This window comes from Vibrio spartinae (genome assembly GCF_024347135.1).
Classification (GTDB): Bacteria; Pseudomonadota; Gammaproteobacteria; order Enterobacterales; family Vibrionaceae; genus Vibrio; species Vibrio spartinae.
In genome coordinates this window covers 889,872-909,818 of the sequence record NZ_AP024907.1, presented here as the reverse complement: position 1 = coordinate 909,818, position 19,947 = coordinate 889,872, and the positions used below count along the sequence as shown (strand labels likewise).

The following is a 19,947-nucleotide window of genomic DNA, read 5'->3' as shown; positions in this document are numbered from 1 at the left end:
TCTAAAGCAGAAGCTGGCAGAGATACAATTGTGGCGTATTAATAACGTAGCCTTTAGCCTGATTTATTCTCTGGACTCCAGGGGAAAGTTTCTGAAATTGAGCAGCGACATTGATATCACCGCTAGGCGAATCACAGTTTAACTGGAGTGGTATTGATGATGCGCGAATTATTTCTTGTGGTTTCATCGGCATTGGTATCGCGCATCCTGCTCATAAGAACCTAAAATTTCATCCCTGAAATTTTTCCTTCGTTCAGTGGATCTTATAATTTTCGTATTCGCTTCAACACATCTTCCCTCATCCTTCCCCAACACCCCACTTACACCAAAAACTGCACTCACACGCAAAACTCACCTCAAACACCAAACCTCGACGCTACCGCCATTTACCCCCCCTTCACTGCGTAGTACGATACCTGACATGAAAAAGACACTTGACCACCTTCCCGAGCGGAAACAACAGGATATTGACACCATTGCGACTATTTTGCGCGATGTGGTGGATGAATACGTCGCCGGAAGAAGCGGCAAAAAAGCCGGTTTTAAGATCCACAAAATTATCCTGTTCGGCAGTTATGCCAAAGGCAACTGGGTCAACGACCCGGCCAACGGCTATGTCAGCGATTATGATGTGCTGGTGATCGTCAATCGCTTCGAACTGGTGGAAGAGTTCACCCTGTGGAGTCTGGCGGAAGACCGTATCAGCCGTCGCATCCCCAAAACCCCGCTGGGGCTGATTGTTCACACCCTCGGCGAAGTCAATCAGTGGCTACACGACGGGCACTATTTCTTCAAGGATATCCGCGAGCAAGGTATCGAGCTGTACAGCGCTGATGGTCGCGAGCTGGCACTGCCGGGCGATTTAAGCGCTGAAGAAAGTCGGCAGATTGCCGAGAAGCATTTTACTCAATGGTTCGAAAGTGGCGAGCAATTCTTTATCACTTTCCAAGATCATATGAACAGAGAATGGACGAATAAAGCAGCTTTTGAACTCCATCAAGCCACAGAACGCTTTTTCGCCTGTACCTTGTTAGTGTGTACCAACTATCTGCCCAAAACTCACGATCTGGAAAAACTGCGTGCCTTCTGTGCCAGGCAAGACGAACGCTTCGCCCGCCTGTTCCCTGCCGACAACCAGTTTCACCGCCGCAGCTTCCACCGCCTCAAACGCGCCTACGTCGATGCCCGCTATTCCGAGCATTACGAAATCACTGTTGAAGAGCTGGATTATCTGGCCGAAGAGGTGGAAAAACTCAAAGTGCTGACGGAGGAAGTTTGTCGGGGAAGGATTAGAGCGTGATGGTTTTCTCAGAGATTCCTCTTCTTCAATCCAAATTACCTGAATAAAATCGGGAATAACTTCAATATCACTAATCAAAACGAAAGTACTACTTCCAAAATCCGATCAAAAAAGCCTTCATAATGAAGGCTTTTCAGTATCTTGCTGTTAGATGATCAGGCAACTTTAGCCGCTTTAACTTTAGTCTGCTGAATCATTTTTTGTGCAGACTTTCTGGCCGCTTCCTGAGCATCGCCGGAACCCAAAAGGCCATGGCGACGGCGACCAGCGACAACCCTTCTCATTGTCTCTCTGAACTCTTTTCTGGCTAACTCATTGCTCATATTGGATTTTCCTTGAATCTGGTTTCTGATTCATCATGAAAGAGGGTGTATGATCACCCCAAATTTGCTTAAATGTCAATCTATGTTTTCTGTTCCATCACTCAAAGTCTGAGGCAAAGAACCGATAAACTCACGGTCTTCTTGACTAATATTATACAACATTAACAGTTTTTCCAGAATCGTGATAAAAGCACTGGCCGCATGACAATAATCCTGACATTTATCACCATCGTACAGCATACAAGACTGATTTCTGTATATATTCAACACCCATCCGACCCGACTTGACACCCACGAGTTTCCTTCATGGTCACCTTCCATCCATTGTTCATACAAAGGAATTGACAACATGGAATGAGCCGGATTCTCAGGTCTATTGTAATATTCCTCTAAAGCAGAATAGACCCCCTTATGGTAGGGAATAGCACTGTTCTTATAAAACTCCGGTATATCTTTTGTGTTTGAGACATATGAAAATTCTCCCGAGGCGACACAAGAAGGAGCCCCTTCGAGATTCGCCAGAAACATTTTACTTCCTGAAACCGAATCATCGTAGATAGTAAAAGCAAACTGAATGGTGTCTTGCTCTTGATCCGGATCAGGATTTTTAGTTTCCGTCGTCGTTGTTAGCTTGTTGTCCGTCAGACTGATAATTCCGGTGTAATTATCACGAGTAGCAGAAGAAGCATAAAATTTCCCAGTTTCTGGGCCATAATCTGGTTCTATTTCATCATCCTCAAAATAATGAACTTTCATAATGTTTGCTCGGTAGAGCACTTTTTTCTCTATGTTTGCCGCATCCCACGCCTTCACTAGGCCAATTAGCATATCGAGTACAATCCGAATATTTTTTTCACCCGCTTCAAGGTTTTCTCGAATAAAATCAGATTGTAAAAGGTTCTCATCTTCCATGGTAAACATCTTATTCTGCATTTCATCAGGCAGCGCCATCGCTCTTTGAATATTTTCCGCATACAGTTCCCAGAATGTTGTCGGCGGACTCGTCTGATAAGATCGATGCCAGTAATCGGTTTGCTTTGTTTTGACCAAGGCAGATAGTCCAGAAATCACAGCAGCGATGAAAGAGATTATTAAAAATGAAACCGAATACCAGTTGATCCCATCAGCAGACTCATCCCAGGGCATGGAAAAGTCACGAATTTTTTCGGCATATAATGACACCGCAGCTGCTGCCATAAAAGTAACAAACCAAAAAAGCCCCTGTGACAGAGGATGAAGAATAAATTCCAGTCGACTATAGTTTGCCGATTTGCGCTTTCCCCGATGAAACAAATTCACCTCACTTTCTATAGAAACAAAAATGAATAACTATAAGTTTAATATAAACTCATGAAGCTATCGAAAGTGACGTATTGAAAGTAAACCTTCTACCGAACGATCTCATCCTCAACCAACACCCCATTTACACCAAAAATCAGACTCACACGCAAAACTCACCTCAAACACCAAACCTCGACGCTACCGCCATTTACCCACCCTTCACTGCGTAGTACGATACCTGACATGAAAAAGACACTTGACCATCTTCCCGAGCGGAAACAACAGGATATTGACACCATTGCGACTATTTTACGTGATGTGGTGGATGAATATGTGGCAGGCAGAAGCGGTAAAAAAGCCGGTTTTAAGATCCACAAAATTATCCTGTTCGGCAGTTATGCCAAAGGCAACTGGGTCAACGACCCGGCCAACGGTTATGTCAGCGACTATGACATACTGGTGATCGTCAATCGCTTTGAACTGGTGGAAGAGTTCACCCTGTGGAGTCTGGCGGAAGACCGTATCAGCCGTCGCATTCCCAAAACCCCGTTGGGGCTGATTGTTCATACCCTTGGCGAAGTTAATCAGTGGCTGCACGACGGGCACTATTTCTTTCGGGATATCCGCGAGCAAGGCATCGAACTGTACAGCGCTGATGGTCGCGAGCTGGCACTGCCGGGCGATTTAAGCGCTGAAGAAAGTCGGCAGATTGCGCAGAATCATTTTGATCGCTGGTTCAAAAATGTACTTGATTGTTTGAACGTCTTTCAGCTCATCTTTAAGAACCCGCAGTTTGAACTGGCAAAAGCAGCCTTTGAACTCCATCAAGCCACTGAACGCCTGTTTGCCTGCACCCTGTTAGTGTGTACCAACTATCTGCCCAAAACTCACGATCTGGAAAAACTGCGTGCTTTCTGTGCCGGGCAAGACGAACGCTTCGCCCGCCTGTTCCCTGCCGACAACCAGTTTCACCGCCGCAGCTTCCACCGCCTCAAACGCGCCTATGTCGATGCCCGCTATTCCGAGCATTACGAAATCACTGTTGAAGAGCTGGATTATCTGGCCGAAGAGGTGGAAAAACTCAAAGTGCTGACGGAGGAAGTTTGTCGGGGAAGGATTGGAGAGAATATTGAATCGCAAAGGAAGAAATAAGTATTGATGCAATTGTTCACGCACTGCGTGAACAATCTAAACTGACAGTAAGCCTATCGTCAGTGCCAACATCCTTGACCATATAGTTTCCGCGGGTCATGCGGTAATCGTCTCAGTGTATACTCATCTTGTAAGTATCTTTTTTCAAAGTTAGCTCTTTTAGCTCCCATTGCAGGCAAGTCCCGAAGGATATTAACAACAGCCTGAATCTCTGGTGATTCAAATCTATAACCGCGCTGTAGCAACTCTTCTAAAATTACAATGGTGTTCTTATATATCTCGTCAGCATCTTCTCGCGCTCCTACTTGCTTATACATTTTATACAGAAGATTAAAGACAACTGAAGCCGGAGACAACGATTTTATAGCACTAAGTATTGATGTATTTACTGACATTTTTTTAAATTACTCCAGAGTATATAAAAGACCAAAACAGATATTGAGAAATCCATCCCTAAAGAAAACAACCAATCAGGATCTTTCTTTTGGTCCGAATATTTAATCAGTGGATATACATGCTCTAATAATGTAATGACAGGAAACGAGCAAGCTATTATTTTTAATTCAATCTCTTTTAGATTTAATTGCCCACGAAATATTCCAAAAAGAGCAATAATTACAAAAAAAATGCTAGTTATTGTAAAAAAGGCAAGTGTTTTTTCTACAATATCCCCCCAAGTTCCCCAAGCATTAAGAGCACCATAGCTCAGGATAAAAAGTGCACACAAGGCACCGGATGTTTTTCTTAACGTCATACGTCATTACCGAATAATTGACAAGTCCTTATCGTATCAAAAGTCCTAGCGCGTCGTTATGTCATTTTTTGCACAGAACATCATAGAATTAGCTACCAGCGACATACGATGCTATCAATAAAGAACGGACTAAAACGATTTTCAGATACGCACTGCTCAATTATCTACGCAGTGCGGAGACAATCTTAACCGGAACAAAAATGACGGGCACAAATTCCAAGCTTTTCACCTCAAGCCGCAGGCTTATCCGCCATTAATTTTAATAACTTCTGCTCAAGTGCGGAGTCCGAGATAATCTCAAAATCGGTATAAATCGCCATCGGCTTGAGGATCTTACCTGTCAATGGCTCCATCCGCACAAAGCCTTTTTCACTGAGCGTTTTTAACGTGTTGGACAAATTCGATTTGGCCCGACCGGAGATTCTGGCTAACGCTGTCAGACTTGCCGGTTTTTCCGTATCAATCAGGCGTAATAAGGCAATATTCTCCGGCCTTAAAATCTGTGCTACCGCATTGACCGATGTGTACCAAACCTTCGGCTCGTCCACTTGCGGCACATGTTCCCCTGCGCGATCGCCAGCAAAACAGATTGAACCCTGAGCTGAAAAAGATGCCGGAGAGCTAGAGGCGTACACTTTTGGTTGAGATCCGGCCAGTTAAGTGCGCTCAAACACCGTCGTTCAACAAAGAATAACTGACACTATAGTGACAAAATTAAGATATAAACGTATAATTTTGTCATTATTGTAGCAAAAGGCCCCATCATGCTGTCTCTATACACCGCTTATGATATTCAGCTTGAGTTAAAAGAATTCATCAAACAATCCCGCAAGCAGCAAAAACTCACGGTTGAAGCGTTGGCAAATCGTTCTGGTGTGCCTTACAGCACGATCAGAAAATTTGAAAACAGCGGTAATATCTCTCTCCGACAGTTTCTGATGCTATTTGAAGCGGTTGGTGATATTGGCCAAATCAGAACACTGATTCAGGCTCATCCGTCGGAACCCAAAAGTATTGATGAGGTCCTGAAAGATGCTTAATTCGCCGCTGACCGTTAAAAGAACACTATCCGACGGACGAAAACTCACCGTCGGCACACTCGCTGAAAACAAAAGCGGTACCTACTTTCAATATGATGTAGATTATTTGCAGCGACACACCACATCACTAGCTCCCTTTAATCTCAAAGCGGATTTGAGTCTACAGAAAGCACCAAAACACCCCCATTATGGCTTGCATGGTGTATTTGCTGACAGTTTACCGGACGGTTGGGGGCTTTATCTGATGGATCGGGTCTTCAGAAAACATGGCTATAACCCTCACTTGATTACCGCACTGGAACGGTTAGCTTATATCGGGGAACAATGCCTCGGCGCACTCTCTTATGAACCGGAAATTACGCTGGCAGAACCCGATATCGCTGATATAAACCTCATGACGCTAGGTAAAGAAGCGATTCAAGAATTTGAAGGCACCGAATCCCACTTGATTGAACATTTAATGCACGCCGGTGGCTCCGGTGGTGCCCGCCCCAAAATGAATGTAACTCAATGTAGTGACGGCTGCTATTCCACTCATCCGGACGCGCTTGGAAAAAAGCTGATCGTCAAACTAACATCGGAAAAATTCGCGTTAAAACATGCGGAAAGTCTAGTGGAATTCACCTATATGACGATGGCGAAAAATCTGGGAATCGAGGTGCCTGAGTTTACGCTGATCGATGCCGGTGAAGGTCAGTTCTGGCTGCAACAAACACGCTTTGACTGTACGGAAAAAGGCCGCTATCACATGATCTCTGCCTGTGGTCTGCTGGATGCATCCTTCCGAGAGCCCTCGCTGGATTATGTTGATCTCATCAAAGCCACACGACTGTTGTGTAATTTGGATGAAGCCAGAAAAATGCTCAAAAGAGCACTATTTAACTTTATCACCGTCAATCAGGACGACCATGCCAAAAACTTTGCCTTTCTCGCTGATGATAGCGATCAATGGCGGCTCTCTCCTTTCTACGATGTTGTCTATAGCCCATCGCCATACCGAGAGCACATGACCTCTTTTCTCGGAGATGGCAAAAATCCGGTAAAAGCTTTGCAACAGATGGCCGGACAAGCGGGATATTCCAGTGTAAAACCACTTCAGGATATGTTGGAAGAAATCTACACAGAAACCCAAAACTTTCAAACACAGGCCAGAAACCTTGGATTATCCGAAACGTTGATCAAAGAGATTGCTCAGCAGATGGATATCCGCTGGAAGCAACTCCAGTGAAGTGAAATACCACCAAGACTTTCAGACACATTGATTCAGTCGCCCTCGCAAAATCAAGCTATCATGATGGTTGAGCAAAAGAATTAATGCAGATTGGCAACTGATGATTGATAGCACCGAAATATGTCAATATGATGTAATGATGCACACAGAATCATAGCTTCGCAGCGTGGCTCTGTTCACGGAGAAAACAGCTGAAATCATACCATCGTTGTGTCGGTCTGTGATTTTGCTGTTTCGTATGTTTCAGGAGGCAATGTATGTACGTTGTGACGGTGACTTTCACCATTGATCCCGAGTCATTTGAATCATTTATTAAACTCGCCCAAGAGAATGCTGACATCGCAAAAGATGATCCGGGATGTCTCCAGTTTGATATCTGCTGGAATGATAAAGATAATCAGGTCTTTTTCTATGAACTGTATGGGTCGGAGGAAGAGTTTAATGCATGTCTGCAAACCGAACATGCGCTGATCTTTGATCAAAAAGCAGAACCGATGATTGAAGAAAAGATATCCAAAATATTTTCCCAAATCCACATGGCATAGCCATCGATCATAGCTATCGATCATAGCTATCGATCATAGCCATCAATATGTGATCCGCACCACCCAAGTGGTACGGATCGTTCATGACATCAGGCATTCGCTGACTGTAATCTCGCCTGACGCATTTTCTTCAATGCGATACAGGTGAGCGCAGTAACAACCGCACCAAGCGCCATACAGAATAGTGCTAACAACGGTTTGTTCATTGCCCCCAGTAAAGCGACAACCGGTCCGCCGTGCGCCACGCTATCAGTGATCCCGAAAGAGAAAGCCATCACCGCAGCAACCATCGACCCGAGCATGTTGGCCGGAATCACCGACACCGGATCCTGCGCAGCAAACGGAATTGCACCTTCAGAAATCCCGACTAACCCCATCGCTCCGGCCGCTTTACCGGCTTCGAGTTCCGATGCTTCAAACAGGCTCAGTTTACGACCAAGCACCGTGGCGAGTCCCATGCCGAGCGGTGCAACCGGAATGGCACACGCCATCGCCCCCATGAACTGTGTCTGACCACTGGCAATCATGCCGACAGAAAACAGGAAGGCGACTTTGTTGAACGGGCCGCCCATATCAAACCCGGCCAGTCCGCCCAGCACAATTCCCAGCAATACCATATTCCCGGTACTCATGGTCGTCAGCAGCTCGGTCATCCCATGCATCAGGCTGGCAATCGGTGCACCAATCACAAAAATGAACAGGCCGGAGACAAACAGTGCACCGGTGATCGGTGCGATCATGATCGGTACCAGCGGCTGAATAATTTTGTGATAATTGAAACTGGTCAGCCAGCGAATGAAGAACCCGACCAGTAAACCGGCAATAATCGCACCGATGAATCCGGTTCCGGCATCGGCATCGTAAAATGAACCGTTATTCGCAATCCAGCCGCCAATCATCCCCGGGGCCAGTGCCGGGCGATCGGCAATCGCATAAGCAATATAACCGGCCAGAATCGGAATCATCAGTTGGAAAGAGACGACACCAACATCCAGCACTTTATTCCACAAACTCCCTTGCGGAATTGCCATCCCGGCTTCAGTCGGTTCTCCGCCAATTGCCAGTGCCAGCGCAATCAACAAGCCACCGGCAACCACAAACGGGATCATATGCGAGACGCCGTTCATCAGATAACGGTACAACTCCGGACGGTTGCGGGATGGTTCTGTATCATGAGATTCCGCAGGAGAATCAGGCTGATACACGGGAGCCTGCAAGGCTTTTTGAATCAGCCCTTGCGCATCTCGGATCGGTTCTTTCACGTCGGTTTCAATCAATTTTTTACCGGCAAACCGGGTGATTTCCACCAGCTTGTCACTTGAGACAATAATCGCTTCAGCCGCTTCAATCTCTGCTGCCGTTGGGCTGTTTTTCACCCCGATTGACCCGTTGGTCTCAACTTTGATCTGATAGCCCAGTGCTGCTGCACCTCTTTCCAGTGATTCTGCCGCCAGATAAGTATGCGCAATCCCCGTCGGACAGCCAGTCACCCCAATCAGAAAACCATTTTCTCCCGATGACTGTGGGGTCGGTTCTGATTTGGCCAACAGTAGTTCCAGCGCTTGCTGCTCGGTCTGTGCGGCAAATAGCTGCTCGGTGAATCCTTCTTCAATCAGTTTGGTAGAAAGCTCAGCCAAGACTTCGACATGATGATTAGCATTGTCATCGGGAGAAGCAATCATAAAAAAGAGTTTCGATGGCTGGCCGTCTTCAGCGCCGTAATCAATTCCCTGCCGACTGATACCGACCACAACGGCAGGTTCACTCACAGCAACACTTTTGGCATGAGGAATGGCGACGCCCTCATCAAAGCCGGTATTGCCGAGCGCTTCACGGGCATAGATGTCCGCTAAAAATTGTTGTTGATTAGAGATGCGTCCTTCATCGGCCAACATTCCGGCTAACTCGGCAAGCACTTCCTCTTTAGTTGTTGACGAAAGATTCAGCCGAATCAATCGTTGTGAGATAAGTTGAGTAATCATTTTCGTTCCCCGTTCATTCTGTCTGCCACCGCTTCATTGAGGGAGAAAAGATGTCTGTCCCCGTAAGAAAGCCGGGCATTTTACGGTGTCTGTCCCCGTAACTCATATTGTGATGACTGTCCCTGCCAGTTGATAGTGAAACAAAAATGCATTTACTGGAGGATTGTATCATCATGATTTAAATGTGATCTGCATCGGTATGAAGCACTTAAATTCTGCGTATTAATATGAATAATATTTATATCAATAAATCACACAGCGGTTCAGGGACAGAGCAATGCATGAGACTCACAGCATGATTTGTCAAAGATTCTGCATCTATGGGTAACGGCAGGAAATCATGAGCCAAGTATTTCATCACTTGATTGAAGCGATTATTGATGAGCGGGACAACTGCCAGCGGATCTGGTTTGCCGGTGATCAGCACACACCACCGTCATTCAGCTATCAGGTGAACTTTCCCCGTCTGGAGATCGCCCTCAAAGGCAATTACTGCAACCAGCTTGAAGATGAACAGCATGGGATTGGTGTCGTTGATGTTCAGGCAGGCAATGCACTGTATATCCCACCGAACTGCTGGAATAAACCGGACTGGGAAGATGAGTGTTCGGTACTCAGCCTGTTGTATGGCCGCCGTCAGATTGGGTTCAGCTTTGTCGCCAAACGCAAAGGGACCGATGGTTTTTACGATGTTCAGAAGCATAGTGTGCAAATGCGTACCGGCTATGCGATTGATAATATTCTGGAAAGCCTCAATGCACTGGCCAGAGAGCCGCAAAAATCCCCGATGGATGAACACCTGCTTTGCGCGCTGCTGAGCTACACGCAGAGTATTCTCCGTCAACCGCAACTTTCAGCCCGAAGCCGGAGTGAAGATCTCTATCAGGGGATTTGTATTTATATTCAGGAAAACTTTCACCGGGCCATCACCCGAGATTCTATCGCGTCACGGTTCAGCCTGTCTGCCAATCACCTCTCCCGGTTGTTTCATCAACAGGGCCACATGACACTGGCTGACTACATTGCTTGGGTCCGAATTGATCGGGCGAAGTTCATGTTGAAAAAATATCAGTTCCGCCTCAGTGAAGTTGCTGAACGGTGCGGATTTCAGGATGTGAATTATTTTTGCCGGGTGTTTAAAACCAAAACCAGTATGACGCCTTCCGAGTACCGGACACGCTTTGATTAAAGTGTTTCAAGGGGAGCGCCGGAGTTCTCAAGGCCAATCATCGATAGCGAATCCTTGCTGACGAATCCTTGATAACAAATCCTTGATAACAAATCTTTGATAACATTGTCGCTCAGCGTTCAGTATGCTCGTGAGCCATAACATGTAACAGAATCCCTTTCAGTGTTTCTTCCCGTTTGGCATCAAGCAGAAGCTGAGCATTCAGATCATCGATCAACCAGCGGGTCAGTCGAGTCATCGCCATCACGATATCCCGGTTCAGCGGCTGCGGCAGAACCAGACCAAGCACGAATGAGACCGGTGGAGCGGCGGACTGCCAGTCCAGTGGTTGTGCCAGAGGCATCACCATGAGCACCGGCGTGTCCACAGCCTCGCTCATCACATGCGGCAACGCCACTCGGTTCGGGAGTGCCGTGGTTGAGATATCCTCCCGCTGGCAGAACTGCGTCAGTAGTGTGTCTGTCTGTTCGGGTGCAATCCGGTCGGCAAGATAATGGAGTGCCGAGCGCTTATCGGCAAACCCGGTATGACATGCATAATCCCAACGGTACGCAAATGGCAAAGAAAATGCCGGATGAGCGGCAAACAGTTGCTCCGCAGCATGATTCTGACGGTGTGAGGTAGAAAGCAGAATCGCGTGTTCATTTAAGTATTCAGTGAATACCATACAGGCCAGTTCAGCATCGAGCCCTTCAATCGCAATCTGGCACAGATGCCCGGTACGGTTTCTCAGGCTCAAAACATTGAGCGGCTGATTGAGCCGGGTATGGGATCCCCGGCTCAGGTTGTAAAAGACAAAAATGGAACGGAAATAGCGACAAAGCTGCTTCAGGGCACTGACCTGCCAGCCCGGCAGTCCTTCTTCTTTGAGTAAAAAAGTAATCCGGGTGGTGATCATACTTTGCTCAGACAAGTCTCTAAAACTTGTTCAGCATTGATCAAAACGTCTTCAATCGAAAAGCACGAGACCTGACACCCTTTAAAACGGGATTTCTCTTCGATTTCGATATCAGACACAATGATACGGATATCCGCAGAGACAATATCCGCAACGGTCAGCTCATTTTCAATTCCCATTGCCCCTTGCGTTTCAACTTTGATTGACACACCGCGGTGACCAGCGGCTTTGAGCAGTTGCTCGGCAGCCATATAGGTATGTGCAATGCCGGTCGGGCATGCGGTCACGGCAACCACCTTCATGATCGCTCCTTTCTTATCTGATTGTCATCGGTTACAACTTACGTCCGAGACGCTTTTCAACCTGCTTCTGTTCCCACTTCGGGCCGAAAAAATTAATGACTTCAAACACATTCAATCCGTGTGAAGTCAACCCGATGCCCCATCCCAGCATGGGCCACCAGGCCCAGATATAGCTGCTGTCGGTCACAAAGTTGATGATAAACAGCAGCGATATCACCAGACTGTAGGTGATGGCATGGGAATAGAACCCCTTGATATCGCGGACATAATTAATGGCACGTTCTTCTTCGCTGATTTGACTGGTTTGGTTGTTTTTATTCATCTCTTGCTCTCCCTGTAGTTCAGAGAGGTCGATTTCAAAAACAGCCGCCAGTGCATTAAGGGATTCGAGACTCGGTTTCTGACCGCGCTCAATCCGCTGAACAGTCCGGATATTGAGCCCGCTCAACTGTGCCAACTGCTCCTGCGACCACCCTTTCTGCAAACGTCGTTTTCGAATATTCATTTTGTTCTCTCTGTGTAAATCATCACCGTAATACTGGCATATCATAGCGAAAGCAAGCACGTCACCAACCTGACAAAAATACGACAACCATTAAAAATCAGTTAGTTAAATTCAATACTAGGTTTTATAATCAACCTTATCAATTATATTAGCCTATCATAGCGACATACCCGATGCTGTCGCTGTCGTCATTTTTCGGTTACTTTTTTCAGCGACTTAATATGGATAACACCGACCAATTCGACATCTTTATTGTGTCTGAGATGTCCACATCTATAGAGAACCTCGACAGATAAACAATGGCACAAGTAGAGGAAGCTTACTCACGGACTGCTTCTGAATGTCCGAAGAGGATAGTCGAATCCAATGAGATAGGATGGGAAAGATCAGGCTATGGCCATTAATTAAATAATAAATAAAGGGGGCGCCTTCATAAGTGGAAAAACATACACACTTGACATCTTTTGTGGTGCCCCCTCAACGACCCTGTAATAATATTTTTTATCGCATTGTAAAAACCGCCCGTTGACAGGGCGGCAGGATTGAATCAGATGACTTACAAAAATGCCTTATAAGGCAGCTCCGGTTCATCGGTGAAAATATCGCGGAAGCCCCGGAAGTGCTGATAATGCATTCGGCCTTTGTCAGTCGGATAGGTATATTTCCCGCCGACTTGCCAGAAGAATGGTGCAAAACCGTATTGCAGACGCTCTTTTTTCATCTGCCATAACACTTCGATTTCGCGGGGATCATTTTGGAAGTTGGCCCAGATATCATGGTGAAATGGCACGACCACCTGACAATCGAGTGCTTCACCGGCTCGCAAAATATCGGACGCTGTCATTTTATCGGTGACGCCGCGTGGGTTCTCACCGTATGAGAGCAGAGCAACGTCGATCTGGTATTGATTACCATGTTTGGCGTAATAGTTTGAGTAGTGCGAATCACCGGAGTGATAGACCGAGCCACCGGTTGTTTCGATCAAGTAATTGACAGCGCGATCATCCATGCCATCCAAAATAGCTTTGTCATAGGATGAGACACCTTCCGGTAAGGTCACCAGCGCTGTCCGGTCAAAAGAGTCCAGCACTTTGATGACCACATCACCAATCTCAATACAATCCCCGACTTTGGCAACAATGCAGCGCTCCTGCGGGACGCCCCAACTGGTCCATAAATTGACACAAGCTTGCGGGCCAATAAATTTCACATGTTCACCACAGTTTTGCAGCACCGCTGCGGCAACGTTCATATCTATATGATCCGCATGATCATGAGAAGCCATCACGGCATCAATTTCTTTGATGGCAAACGGGTCCATCACAAACGGCGAGGTTCTCAAATTTGGCTGAAGCTCACGAACACCGCCCATCCGCATCATCTGATGCTGGTTTTTCATCAGCGCATTTTTTTGGGTGCGTTTACCGGTGCCACACCAGAAATCAATCGACAGATTGGTATTTCCTTCTGTTTTCAGCCAGATGCCGGTACACCCCAACCACCACATTGAAAACGTATTCGGTTCAACCACGGTTTGCTCAATTTCTTCATTGAGCCAGGTTCCCCATTCAGGGAACGTATTGAGGATCCACGATTCGCGTGTAATTTCGTTTACCTTGCTCATAACAACACCTTTTATTTCTGATTTATTGTAAATTTTGCATGTAGGGAGCCGTGCGCTTGGACCAAAGTCCAAGCACCTGCAAATATGATCAGTTCAGAGCGGTGACCGATTCAGCGCGTTAGCGACTAGACCAGCATGACCTGTGTCCCCTGCGCTTCTAATGCACTCACAACCTTTGCCGGTGCATCTTTACCGGTAATCACCATATCGATTTTGCTGGTCGGACAAAATAACATGCCCGTTCGCTGACCGACTTTGGAGCTGTCAACCACCACCACTAGCTTGTCGATCTGTTCCAACATCTGCTGTTCTGCGACGGCGGTTAACATATCCGCTTTATATAACCCGCTTTCCGTCAGACCTTTACCACTGGTAAACATCCAATGCCCGGCGTAACCGCCCAATGCATCCGGTGCCGGATTGAGGAAAATATTCTGAGCTTTATTGTATTGACCACCGATAATGATGACATCTTCATGATCTTCGTTGATCAGATAGCTCGCCAGCGGAAAGTAATTGGTGACGATTTGAACATCCTGCCCGCATAGTTGTTGCCCCAGCATAAATGCCGTCGAACCACAGTTAATCACGACACTGTCTCCCGGTTGGCAGAGTTCAGCTGCGCGTATGGCAATGTGAGACTTCTCCCGATAGTGCTCGGTACTATCGATATTCAGCGGTGTCCACTTTCTCTTTTTGCCGACAATCCGTTCCGCCCCGTTACGAACTTTCTTCAGTTTACCGAGTTCATCAAGTTTTGAGATATCGCGTCGGGCAGTTGCCGGAGAAACTTGAAAGGCATCGATAATATGAGACACATTGATCGATTGTTTCTCTTCTAACAAAGACAGAATGCCATGATGTCTCTGGGCTTCATTCATAAGTATCATCCTATTCATCACTAAAGTGATTACTTGTGATTACATTTGATTTGTTTTGATTCTATTAATCATCCCCTTTGATGTCAAATGATTCAGATGAAAAATTAAACACTAAGCAACATCAAAATATAACTCATTGTTTTTAAATAAATAATTATCACATCAAGTGATCAGCGTAGCATTTATAACACTGGATACCCCATAAAATTGATATAAATCAATTCAATCAAAAACAATCATTGAATGATTACAAATGATTTTTTAAAGTCTACTCCGTGAGCAAAACAAATCGATTCCTGCATATCACATAACGGAATCACTCTGACCTACATCCAACGACAAATATAAATATATCTAGGGGTAAAGATATGGAGTTCTTGTATAACATCTTCTATATTTTTTACAGCCAAGTGATGACCAAAGCCCCGTTACTTCTCGGTTTGGTCACTCTCATCGGTTACTGGTTGCTAAAAAGAGATGCAACGACCATTTTGAAAGGATCAATTAAAACCATCGTCGGTTTTATGCTGGTTCAGGTCGGTGCAGGTACACTGGTCGCAGGCTTTAAGCCCGTGATCGCGAAACTCTCAGAATACCACGGACTAACAGGTTCGGTGATTGACCCATATACGACGATGATGGCCACAATGGAGACCATGGGCGAGCGGTATTCATGGGTCGGCTATGCGGTATTACTGGCACTGGCAATTAATATTGTGCTGGTGCTATTTCGCCGTTATACCGGGATTCGGACCATCATGCTGACCGGACATATTATGTTCCAACAAGCCGGTCTGATTGCTGTCTTTTACCTTGTCACGGGTGCCGGCATGTGGGAAACCGTGCTCTGTTCAGCGGTGTTAATGGCGCTGTACTGGGGTATCTCGTCAAACATCATGTTTAAACCAACCGAAGCGGTAACTGGCGGGGCCGGATTCTCCATTGGTCACCAACAGCAAGTCGCCTCTTGGATTGCCACCAAAGTTGCCCACAAACTCGGGGACAAAAATGACAGTGTTGACCACCTGAAACTTCCCGGCTGGTTACACATTTTCCATGACAGTATTGCCGCGACTGCAATTGTCATGACCGTGTTCTTTGGCATTATCCTGCTCTCTTTCGGTCTTGATAACCTTCAGGCCATGGCCGGAAAAACCCACTGGACGATTTATATTCTTGAAACCGGTTTGAAATTCGCGGTTGCCATTCAGGTGATTGTCGCCGGGGTGCGGATGTTCGTTGCCGAACTGTCCGAGGCTTTCAAAGGGATTTCTGAACGCGTGATTCCGAATGCGGTACTCGCCATCGACTGTGCGGCTATCTATGCCTTTTCTCCCAATGCCATGGTATTTGGGTTTATGTGGGGGGCCATCGGGCAGTTTACTGCGGTGTTAGCGATGCTCGCTTTCAATGCACCGATCATGATTATTCCCGGCTTTATCCCGATGTTCTTCTCCAACGCCACAATTGGTGTGTTTGCCAACCATTTCGGTGGCTGGCGTGCAGTGATGAAGATCTGCTTTGTGATGGGCATCATTGAGGTGCTTGGGTCTGCATGGGCGATTCACTTATTCAGTCAGCACGGGGTGACGTTTAATGCCTGGATGGGCATGGCTGACTGGGCCTTAGTTTTCCCACCGATCATGCAAGGGCTATCAATGTCGAAACTGTTCTTCTTCGCGCTGATCGGACTGGCGGTGATTTATATGTTTTTCGCGTCAAAACGTCTGCGAGCAGAAGAAGATGCTCAGGGCATGGTTGAAATCAGCGAAGAACCCGACGTCCTCGAAGCGGTAGAACAGGCCCTGAAAACACACGACGGACAACGTCCGGTCAGTATTCTGGCGGTGTGTGGTAATGGTCAGGGCTCTTCCATGATGATGAAAATGAAGATCGGCAAGTATCTGGAGAAAAAGGGCATTCCGCATGTCATGGATTCCTGTGCCGTGTCTGATTACAAATCCAAACTGGCAACCACCGATATTATCGTGTCATCGAGACACCTTTCTTCGGAAATGGATCCGGGAGAAGGGAAGTTTGTCCTTGGCGTACAGAACATGCTGAACCCAAACTCTTTCGGTGATGAGCTGCTGGATATCATCAATAAAAACTTTGCGCAGCACTGATAGCGCAGTTCGGGAGTACAACCGGCACGCTTAGCTTTATTCACTTTTTTCAACATCAATATTGAACCACCACTATGGGCCTGTCCTTGGCGTTTCATTGCGTCACAGGATGGCCCCTCGCGGAGATGATTATGGGACTGAAACAGTCACTGATTGATAACAATTCAATCCAATTACAAGCATCAGCCACGGACTGGCGTGACGCAATTAAAATCGGCACCGACCTCCTGATTGCGTCGGGGGCGATTCTCCCCTCTTACCATGATGCAATTATCAGTAGTGTCGAAACGCTGGGCCCTTACATTGTGATAGCACCGCAGTTAGCCATGCCGCACGCCCGCCCGGAAAATGGCGTGGTGCGTACAGCGTTTGCGTTAGTAACACTGGAAAAGCCTGTCTACTTTGTCGGCGAAGATGAACCGGTTGATGTGCTGATCACGCTGGCCGGCAGTAGCTCCGATCAACACATGGAAGGTCTGATGGAAGTCACTCAGGTCTTAGATGATGACGAGAGTGAAACCGGCGTTGATCTCGACAAACTCCGCCGTTGCCGTTGCCATGAAGATGTACTGCAAGTGATTGATGCAGCGCTGGCGCAAGCATCACTTTAAGGAACAAATATGTCAGGACACGATCATTCATTTCAATCCTTAAAACAGCAAGTGCTGGATGCCAACCTGCAACTCCCGCGTTATGGGCTGGTCACCTTTACCTGGGGTAATGTCTCGCAAATTGACCGGGCTGCCGGTGTGGTTGCGATCAAACCATCCGGCGTGGCATACGAGACCATGACCATCGATGACATTGTGATTGTCGATCTGGCTGGCAATCAGCTCGAAGGCACACTCAACCCATCGAGTGATACCGCCACGCATCTGGAAATTTATCGAGCATTTGACCACGTTGGCGGAATTGTTCATACCCATTCACGTCATGCCACGATCTGGGCGCAGGCTGAGCGCGATATTCCGGCACTCGGAACAACCCATGCCGATTATTTTTACGGGGACATCCCCTGCACACGCCGACTATCGGGTGACGAAGTCATCAATAGCTATGAAAAGAATACCGGATTGGTGATTGTCGAAACGTTTCACATGCGCCATATTGAACCGATGTCTGTCCCCAGTGTGATTGTCGCAGGACACGCACCATTTTCATGGGGGGCCGATGCTAACGACGCCGTACATCACGCGGTCGTGTTAGAAGAAGTTGCTGCGATGGCGATTGCGACACGATTCCTGAATCAGGAAATCAACATCCAACAGGAACTTTCCGACAAACATTACCTGCGTAAACACGGTGTAAATGCTTACTACGGACAAAGGTAATCTTACATGTATAAAGTGCTTGCATTAGACTTAGACGGAACCGTACTCACGGACGACCACACCATTCACCCTGAAGTGAAACAGGCGATTCACGCGGCACAACAACAGTGCCACGTCGTGATTGTCACCGGTCGTCATCATACCGCAGCAAGACCCTATTATCTCGAATTGGGGCTGAATACACCGATCATTTGCTGCAACGGAACGTATGTCTATGACTATCAGAATGAAGCCGTCTTGCAATACGACGCGATTGCAAAAGACGATGCGCGCAAGTTCATTGACCTCGCCACACAATACCAAATGAAAATGGTCCTGTATGTCACCGATACGATGAACTACGCCAAACAAAATCCGATTGTTTATATGGAAGCACTCGAAAAATGGGCCAACCAATACCCAGAGTCAATTCGCCCTCAGATCCATCGGATTGATTCATTTCACCAATTAGTAGAACAGGCAGATCACGTGTGGAAATTCGTTGTCGAAGGCGTGCCAAGCTCCGTCGAACGTCTTTCGGAACACCCTTGGGTGAAAGAGACATTCAACGGTGAATTCTCATGGTCAAATCGCATCGATTTTGCAGCCAAAGGGAACAACAAAGGCAAACGACTGGCCGAATATGTGGCCGCTTTGGGGTATGACGCCAACCACGTCATCGCCATCGGCGATAACCACAATGATATCTCAATGCTGACTTATGCCGGCTTGGGTGTGGCAATGGCGAATGCTGACGACACCGTCAAATCTCACGCGAAACAGGTCTGTCAAACCGATAACAATAGCGATGGCCTTGCCCATCTCATACGACAGAAAATTCAAGGATAAATCTCATGACCCTACCCATGATTCAAATTGCTTTAGACCAAACCAACCTGACCTCAGCCATTGAAGTGGCACACCGTGTCGAAAGTTTTGTCGATGTGATTGAGGTCGGTACCATTCTGGCTTTTGCCGAAGGCATGAATGCCGTCAGAACCCTGCGTCACAATCATCCGGACCATTTACTGGTCTGTGATATGAAAACGACCGACGGCGGTGCGATTCTGGCACGGATGGCATTTGAGGCTGGCGCAAACTGGATTACGGTTTCCGCAGCGGCTCACATCGCAACCATCGATGCCTGTAAGCAGGTTGCCGATGAATTCGGCGGTGAAATTCAGATCGAAATTTATGGAAACTGGACCATGGCTGACGCCAAATCATGGGTCGATTTAGGCATCACTCAGGCCATTTATCACCGCTCGCGTGATGCAGAGCTGGCCGGTGTCAGCTGGACACCGGGCGATCTGGATAAGATGCGTCAATTGTCAGATTTAGGGCTAGAACTCTCGATTACCGGTGGCATCGTTCCGGAAGATCTCTATCTGTTTGAGGGCATCAAAGCGAAGACATTCATTGCCGGCAGAGCGCTCGCCGGTGAGAAAGGCGGAGAAACCGCAGCCGCGCTGAAAGAGCAGATCGAACGTTTCTGGGGGTAGTC

At 47.0% G+C, this 19,947-nt stretch carries 22 protein-coding genes; 11 read left to right on the top strand and 11 right to left on the bottom strand.

Annotated features, from left to right (window positions below; translation table 11 throughout):
- The first annotated feature begins 421 nt into the window (after positions 1 to 421).
- Complete coding sequence (locus OCU60_RS04250) at positions 422 to 1,300, top strand: HEPN domain-containing protein (protein ID WP_074374241.1); 879 nt, start codon at positions 422 to 424, stop codon at positions 1,298 to 1,300.
- Positions 1,301 to 1,455: 155 nt separating this feature from the next.
- Here OCU60_RS04250 and OCU60_RS04245 read toward each other — a convergent pair whose 3' ends face one another.
- Both OCU60_RS04245 and OCU60_RS04240 read right to left on the bottom strand, forming a co-directional pair.
- Complete coding sequence (locus tag OCU60_RS04245; RefSeq protein WP_021020840.1) at positions 1,456 to 1,623, bottom strand: hypothetical protein; 168 nt, start codon at positions 1,621 to 1,623, stop codon at positions 1,456 to 1,458.
- 75 nt (positions 1,624 to 1,698) lie between these two features.
- Positions 1,699 to 2,820 carry a hypothetical protein gene (locus OCU60_RS04240; protein WP_139302141.1) on the bottom strand — a complete coding sequence of 374 codons (1,122 nt, stop codon included), beginning with the start codon at positions 2,818 to 2,820 and terminating at the stop codon, positions 1,699 to 1,701.
- Between the two features lie 327 nt (positions 2,821 to 3,147).
- Here OCU60_RS04240 and OCU60_RS04235 point away from each other — a divergent pair, with 327 nt between their 5' ends.
- On the top strand, positions 3,148 to 4,056 hold the full coding sequence (locus OCU60_RS04235; protein WP_074374243.1) for a HEPN domain-containing protein: 909 nt from the start codon (positions 3,148 to 3,150) through the stop codon (positions 4,054 to 4,056).
- Positions 4,057 to 4,115: 59 nt separating this feature from the next.
- Here OCU60_RS04235 and OCU60_RS04230 read toward each other — a convergent pair whose 3' ends face one another.
- The 3 genes from OCU60_RS04230 to OCU60_RS04220 all read right to left on the bottom strand — a co-directional run bounded on the left by OCU60_RS04230 (position 4,116) and on the right by OCU60_RS04220 (position 5,445).
- The gene (locus tag OCU60_RS04230) at positions 4,116 to 4,451 is read right to left on the bottom strand and encodes a hypothetical protein (RefSeq protein WP_074374244.1); all 336 of its coding nucleotides are present in this window, start codon (positions 4,449 to 4,451) and stop codon (positions 4,116 to 4,118) included.
- Positions 4,442 to 4,810, bottom strand: a complete 369-nt coding sequence (locus OCU60_RS04225; RefSeq protein ID WP_074374245.1) for a hypothetical protein — start codon at positions 4,808 to 4,810, stop codon at positions 4,442 to 4,444. The genes OCU60_RS04230 and OCU60_RS04225 overlap by 10 nt, the downstream gene beginning before the upstream one ends.
- A gap of 230 nt (positions 4,811 to 5,040) precedes the next feature.
- Complete coding sequence (locus tag OCU60_RS04220; protein ID WP_074374246.1) at positions 5,041 to 5,445, bottom strand: HVO_A0114 family putative DNA-binding protein; 405 nt, start codon at positions 5,443 to 5,445, stop codon at positions 5,041 to 5,043.
- A 129-nt stretch (positions 5,446 to 5,574) separates the two neighbouring features.
- On the opposite strand from OCU60_RS04220, the gene OCU60_RS04215 reads away from it, so the two are divergent.
- The 3 genes from OCU60_RS04215 to OCU60_RS04205 all read left to right on the top strand — a co-directional run bounded on the left by OCU60_RS04215 (position 5,575) and on the right by OCU60_RS04205 (position 7,626).
- Positions 5,575 to 5,850 carry a helix-turn-helix domain-containing protein gene (locus OCU60_RS04215; protein ID WP_074374247.1) on the top strand — a complete coding sequence of 92 codons (276 nt, stop codon included), beginning with the start codon at positions 5,575 to 5,577 and terminating at the stop codon, positions 5,848 to 5,850.
- Positions 5,843 to 7,078, top strand: a complete 1,236-nt coding sequence (locus OCU60_RS04210; RefSeq protein WP_074374248.1) for a type II toxin-antitoxin system HipA family toxin — start codon at positions 5,843 to 5,845, stop codon at positions 7,076 to 7,078. The genes OCU60_RS04215 and OCU60_RS04210 overlap by 8 nt, the downstream gene beginning before the upstream one ends.
- A gap of 260 nt (positions 7,079 to 7,338) precedes the next feature.
- A complete protein-coding gene (locus OCU60_RS04205; protein WP_074374249.1) occupies positions 7,339 to 7,626 on the top strand; it encodes a putative quinol monooxygenase in 288 nt (95 codons plus the stop codon).
- Between the two features lie 89 nt (positions 7,627 to 7,715).
- Here the strand turns inward: OCU60_RS04205 and OCU60_RS04200 are convergent, their stop codons facing one another.
- On the bottom strand, positions 7,716 to 9,608 hold the full coding sequence (locus tag OCU60_RS04200) for a PTS fructose transporter subunit IIABC (protein WP_074374250.1): 1,893 nt from the start codon (positions 9,606 to 9,608) through the stop codon (positions 7,716 to 7,718).
- A gap of 340 nt (positions 9,609 to 9,948) precedes the next feature.
- Between OCU60_RS04200 and OCU60_RS04195 the strand changes: the two genes are divergently transcribed.
- On the top strand, positions 9,949 to 10,797 hold the full coding sequence (locus OCU60_RS04195; RefSeq protein ID WP_074374251.1) for a helix-turn-helix transcriptional regulator: 849 nt from the start codon (positions 9,949 to 9,951) through the stop codon (positions 10,795 to 10,797).
- Between the two features lie 112 nt (positions 10,798 to 10,909).
- On the opposite strand, the gene OCU60_RS04190 is transcribed toward OCU60_RS04195, so the two are convergent.
- The 5 genes from OCU60_RS04190 to ulaR all read right to left on the bottom strand — a co-directional run bounded on the left by OCU60_RS04190 (position 10,910) and on the right by ulaR (position 15,007).
- The gene (locus OCU60_RS04190; RefSeq protein WP_074374252.1) at positions 10,910 to 11,695 is read right to left on the bottom strand and encodes a PTS sugar transporter subunit IIA; all 786 of its coding nucleotides are present in this window, start codon (positions 11,693 to 11,695) and stop codon (positions 10,910 to 10,912) included.
- Complete coding sequence (locus tag OCU60_RS04185) at positions 11,692 to 11,997, bottom strand: PTS fructose transporter subunit IIB (RefSeq protein ID WP_074374253.1); 306 nt, start codon at positions 11,995 to 11,997, stop codon at positions 11,692 to 11,694. Before OCU60_RS04185 ends, OCU60_RS04190 begins: the two co-directional genes overlap by 4 nt.
- Positions 11,998 to 12,028: 31 nt before the next feature.
- Entirely contained in the window at positions 12,029 to 12,502 is a 474-nt protein-coding gene (locus OCU60_RS04180; RefSeq protein ID WP_074374254.1) for a 2TM domain-containing protein, read from the bottom strand.
- A gap of 556 nt (positions 12,503 to 13,058) precedes the next feature.
- Positions 13,059 to 14,126 (bottom strand): L-ascorbate 6-phosphate lactonase, encoded by a 1,068-nt coding sequence (gene ulaG, locus OCU60_RS04175; RefSeq protein WP_074374255.1) that lies wholly within the window; start codon positions 14,124 to 14,126, stop codon positions 13,059 to 13,061.
- Positions 14,127 to 14,251: 125 nt separating this feature from the next.
- Positions 14,252 to 15,007: an HTH-type transcriptional regulator UlaR gene (gene ulaR, locus OCU60_RS04170; protein ID WP_074374256.1), complete on the bottom strand. Its 756-nt coding sequence runs from the start codon at positions 15,005 to 15,007 to the stop codon at positions 14,252 to 14,254.
- 368 nt (positions 15,008 to 15,375) lie between these two features.
- Between ulaR and OCU60_RS04165 the strand changes: the two genes are divergently transcribed.
- The 5 genes from OCU60_RS04165 to OCU60_RS04145 all read left to right on the top strand — a co-directional run bounded on the left by OCU60_RS04165 (position 15,376) and on the right by OCU60_RS04145 (position 19,945).
- Complete coding sequence (locus OCU60_RS04165) at positions 15,376 to 17,133, top strand: PTS ascorbate-specific subunit IIBC (protein ID WP_074374257.1); 1,758 nt, start codon at positions 15,376 to 15,378, stop codon at positions 17,131 to 17,133.
- Positions 17,134 to 17,264: 131 nt separating this feature from the next.
- Positions 17,265 to 17,744: a PTS sugar transporter subunit IIA gene (locus OCU60_RS04160; protein ID WP_074374258.1), complete on the top strand. Its 480-nt coding sequence runs from the start codon at positions 17,265 to 17,267 to the stop codon at positions 17,742 to 17,744.
- Between the two features lie 9 nt (positions 17,745 to 17,753).
- Positions 17,754 to 18,464 (top strand): L-ribulose-5-phosphate 4-epimerase, encoded by a 711-nt coding sequence (locus tag OCU60_RS04155; RefSeq protein WP_074374259.1) that lies wholly within the window; start codon positions 17,754 to 17,756, stop codon positions 18,462 to 18,464.
- A gap of 6 nt (positions 18,465 to 18,470) precedes the next feature.
- Entirely contained in the window at positions 18,471 to 19,292 is an 822-nt protein-coding gene (locus tag OCU60_RS04150; protein WP_074374260.1) for a Cof-type HAD-IIB family hydrolase, read from the top strand.
- A gap of 5 nt (positions 19,293 to 19,297) precedes the next feature.
- Complete coding sequence (locus OCU60_RS04145; protein ID WP_074374261.1) at positions 19,298 to 19,945, top strand: 3-keto-L-gulonate-6-phosphate decarboxylase UlaD; 648 nt, start codon at positions 19,298 to 19,300, stop codon at positions 19,943 to 19,945.
- The last annotated feature ends 2 nt before the right edge of the window (positions 19,946 to 19,947 follow it).

Bases quoted from the DNA above. Each gene is read 5' to 3' on its own strand.
- OCU60_RS04250 (WP_074374241.1), top strand. From the start codon at position 422: ATGAAAAAGACACTTGACCACCTTCCCGAGCGGAAACAACAGGATATT.
- OCU60_RS04245 (WP_021020840.1), bottom strand. From the start codon at position 1,623: ATGAGCAATGAGTTAGCCAGAAAAGAGTTCAGAGAGACAATGAGAAGG.
- OCU60_RS04240 (WP_139302141.1), bottom strand. From the start codon at position 2,820: ATGGCAGCAGCTGCGGTGTCATTATATGCCGAAAAAATTCGTGACTTT.
- OCU60_RS04235 (WP_074374243.1), top strand. From the start codon at position 3,148: ATGAAAAAGACACTTGACCATCTTCCCGAGCGGAAACAACAGGATATT.
- OCU60_RS04230 (WP_074374244.1), bottom strand. From the start codon at position 4,451: ATGTCAGTAAATACATCAATACTTAGTGCTATAAAATCGTTGTCTCCG.
- OCU60_RS04225 (WP_074374245.1), bottom strand. From the start codon at position 4,810: ATGACGTTAAGAAAAACATCCGGTGCCTTGTGTGCACTTTTTATCCTG.
- OCU60_RS04215 (WP_074374247.1), top strand. From the start codon at position 5,575: ATGCTGTCTCTATACACCGCTTATGATATTCAGCTTGAGTTAAAAGAA.
- OCU60_RS04210 (WP_074374248.1), top strand. From the start codon at position 5,843: ATGCTTAATTCGCCGCTGACCGTTAAAAGAACACTATCCGACGGACGA.
- OCU60_RS04205 (WP_074374249.1), top strand. From the start codon at position 7,339: ATGTACGTTGTGACGGTGACTTTCACCATTGATCCCGAGTCATTTGAA.
- OCU60_RS04200 (WP_074374250.1), bottom strand. From the start codon at position 9,608: ATGATTACTCAACTTATCTCACAACGATTGATTCGGCTGAATCTTTCG.
- OCU60_RS04195 (WP_074374251.1), top strand. From the start codon at position 9,949: ATGAGCCAAGTATTTCATCACTTGATTGAAGCGATTATTGATGAGCGG.
- OCU60_RS04190 (WP_074374252.1), bottom strand. From the start codon at position 11,695: ATGATCACCACCCGGATTACTTTTTTACTCAAAGAAGAAGGACTGCCG.
- OCU60_RS04185 (WP_074374253.1), bottom strand. From the start codon at position 11,997: ATGAAGGTGGTTGCCGTGACCGCATGCCCGACCGGCATTGCACATACC.
- OCU60_RS04180 (WP_074374254.1), bottom strand. From the start codon at position 12,502: ATGAATATTCGAAAACGACGTTTGCAGAAAGGGTGGTCGCAGGAGCAG.
- ulaG (WP_074374255.1), bottom strand. From the start codon at position 14,126: ATGAGCAAGGTAAACGAAATTACACGCGAATCGTGGATCCTCAATACG.
- ulaR (WP_074374256.1), bottom strand. From the start codon at position 15,007: ATGAATGAAGCCCAGAGACATCATGGCATTCTGTCTTTGTTAGAAGAG.
- OCU60_RS04165 (WP_074374257.1), top strand. From the start codon at position 15,376: ATGGAGTTCTTGTATAACATCTTCTATATTTTTTACAGCCAAGTGATG.
- OCU60_RS04160 (WP_074374258.1), top strand. From the start codon at position 17,265: ATGGGACTGAAACAGTCACTGATTGATAACAATTCAATCCAATTACAA.
- OCU60_RS04155 (WP_074374259.1), top strand. From the start codon at position 17,754: ATGTCAGGACACGATCATTCATTTCAATCCTTAAAACAGCAAGTGCTG.
- OCU60_RS04150 (WP_074374260.1), top strand. From the start codon at position 18,471: ATGTATAAAGTGCTTGCATTAGACTTAGACGGAACCGTACTCACGGAC.
- OCU60_RS04145 (WP_074374261.1), top strand. From the start codon at position 19,298: ATGACCCTACCCATGATTCAAATTGCTTTAGACCAAACCAACCTGACC.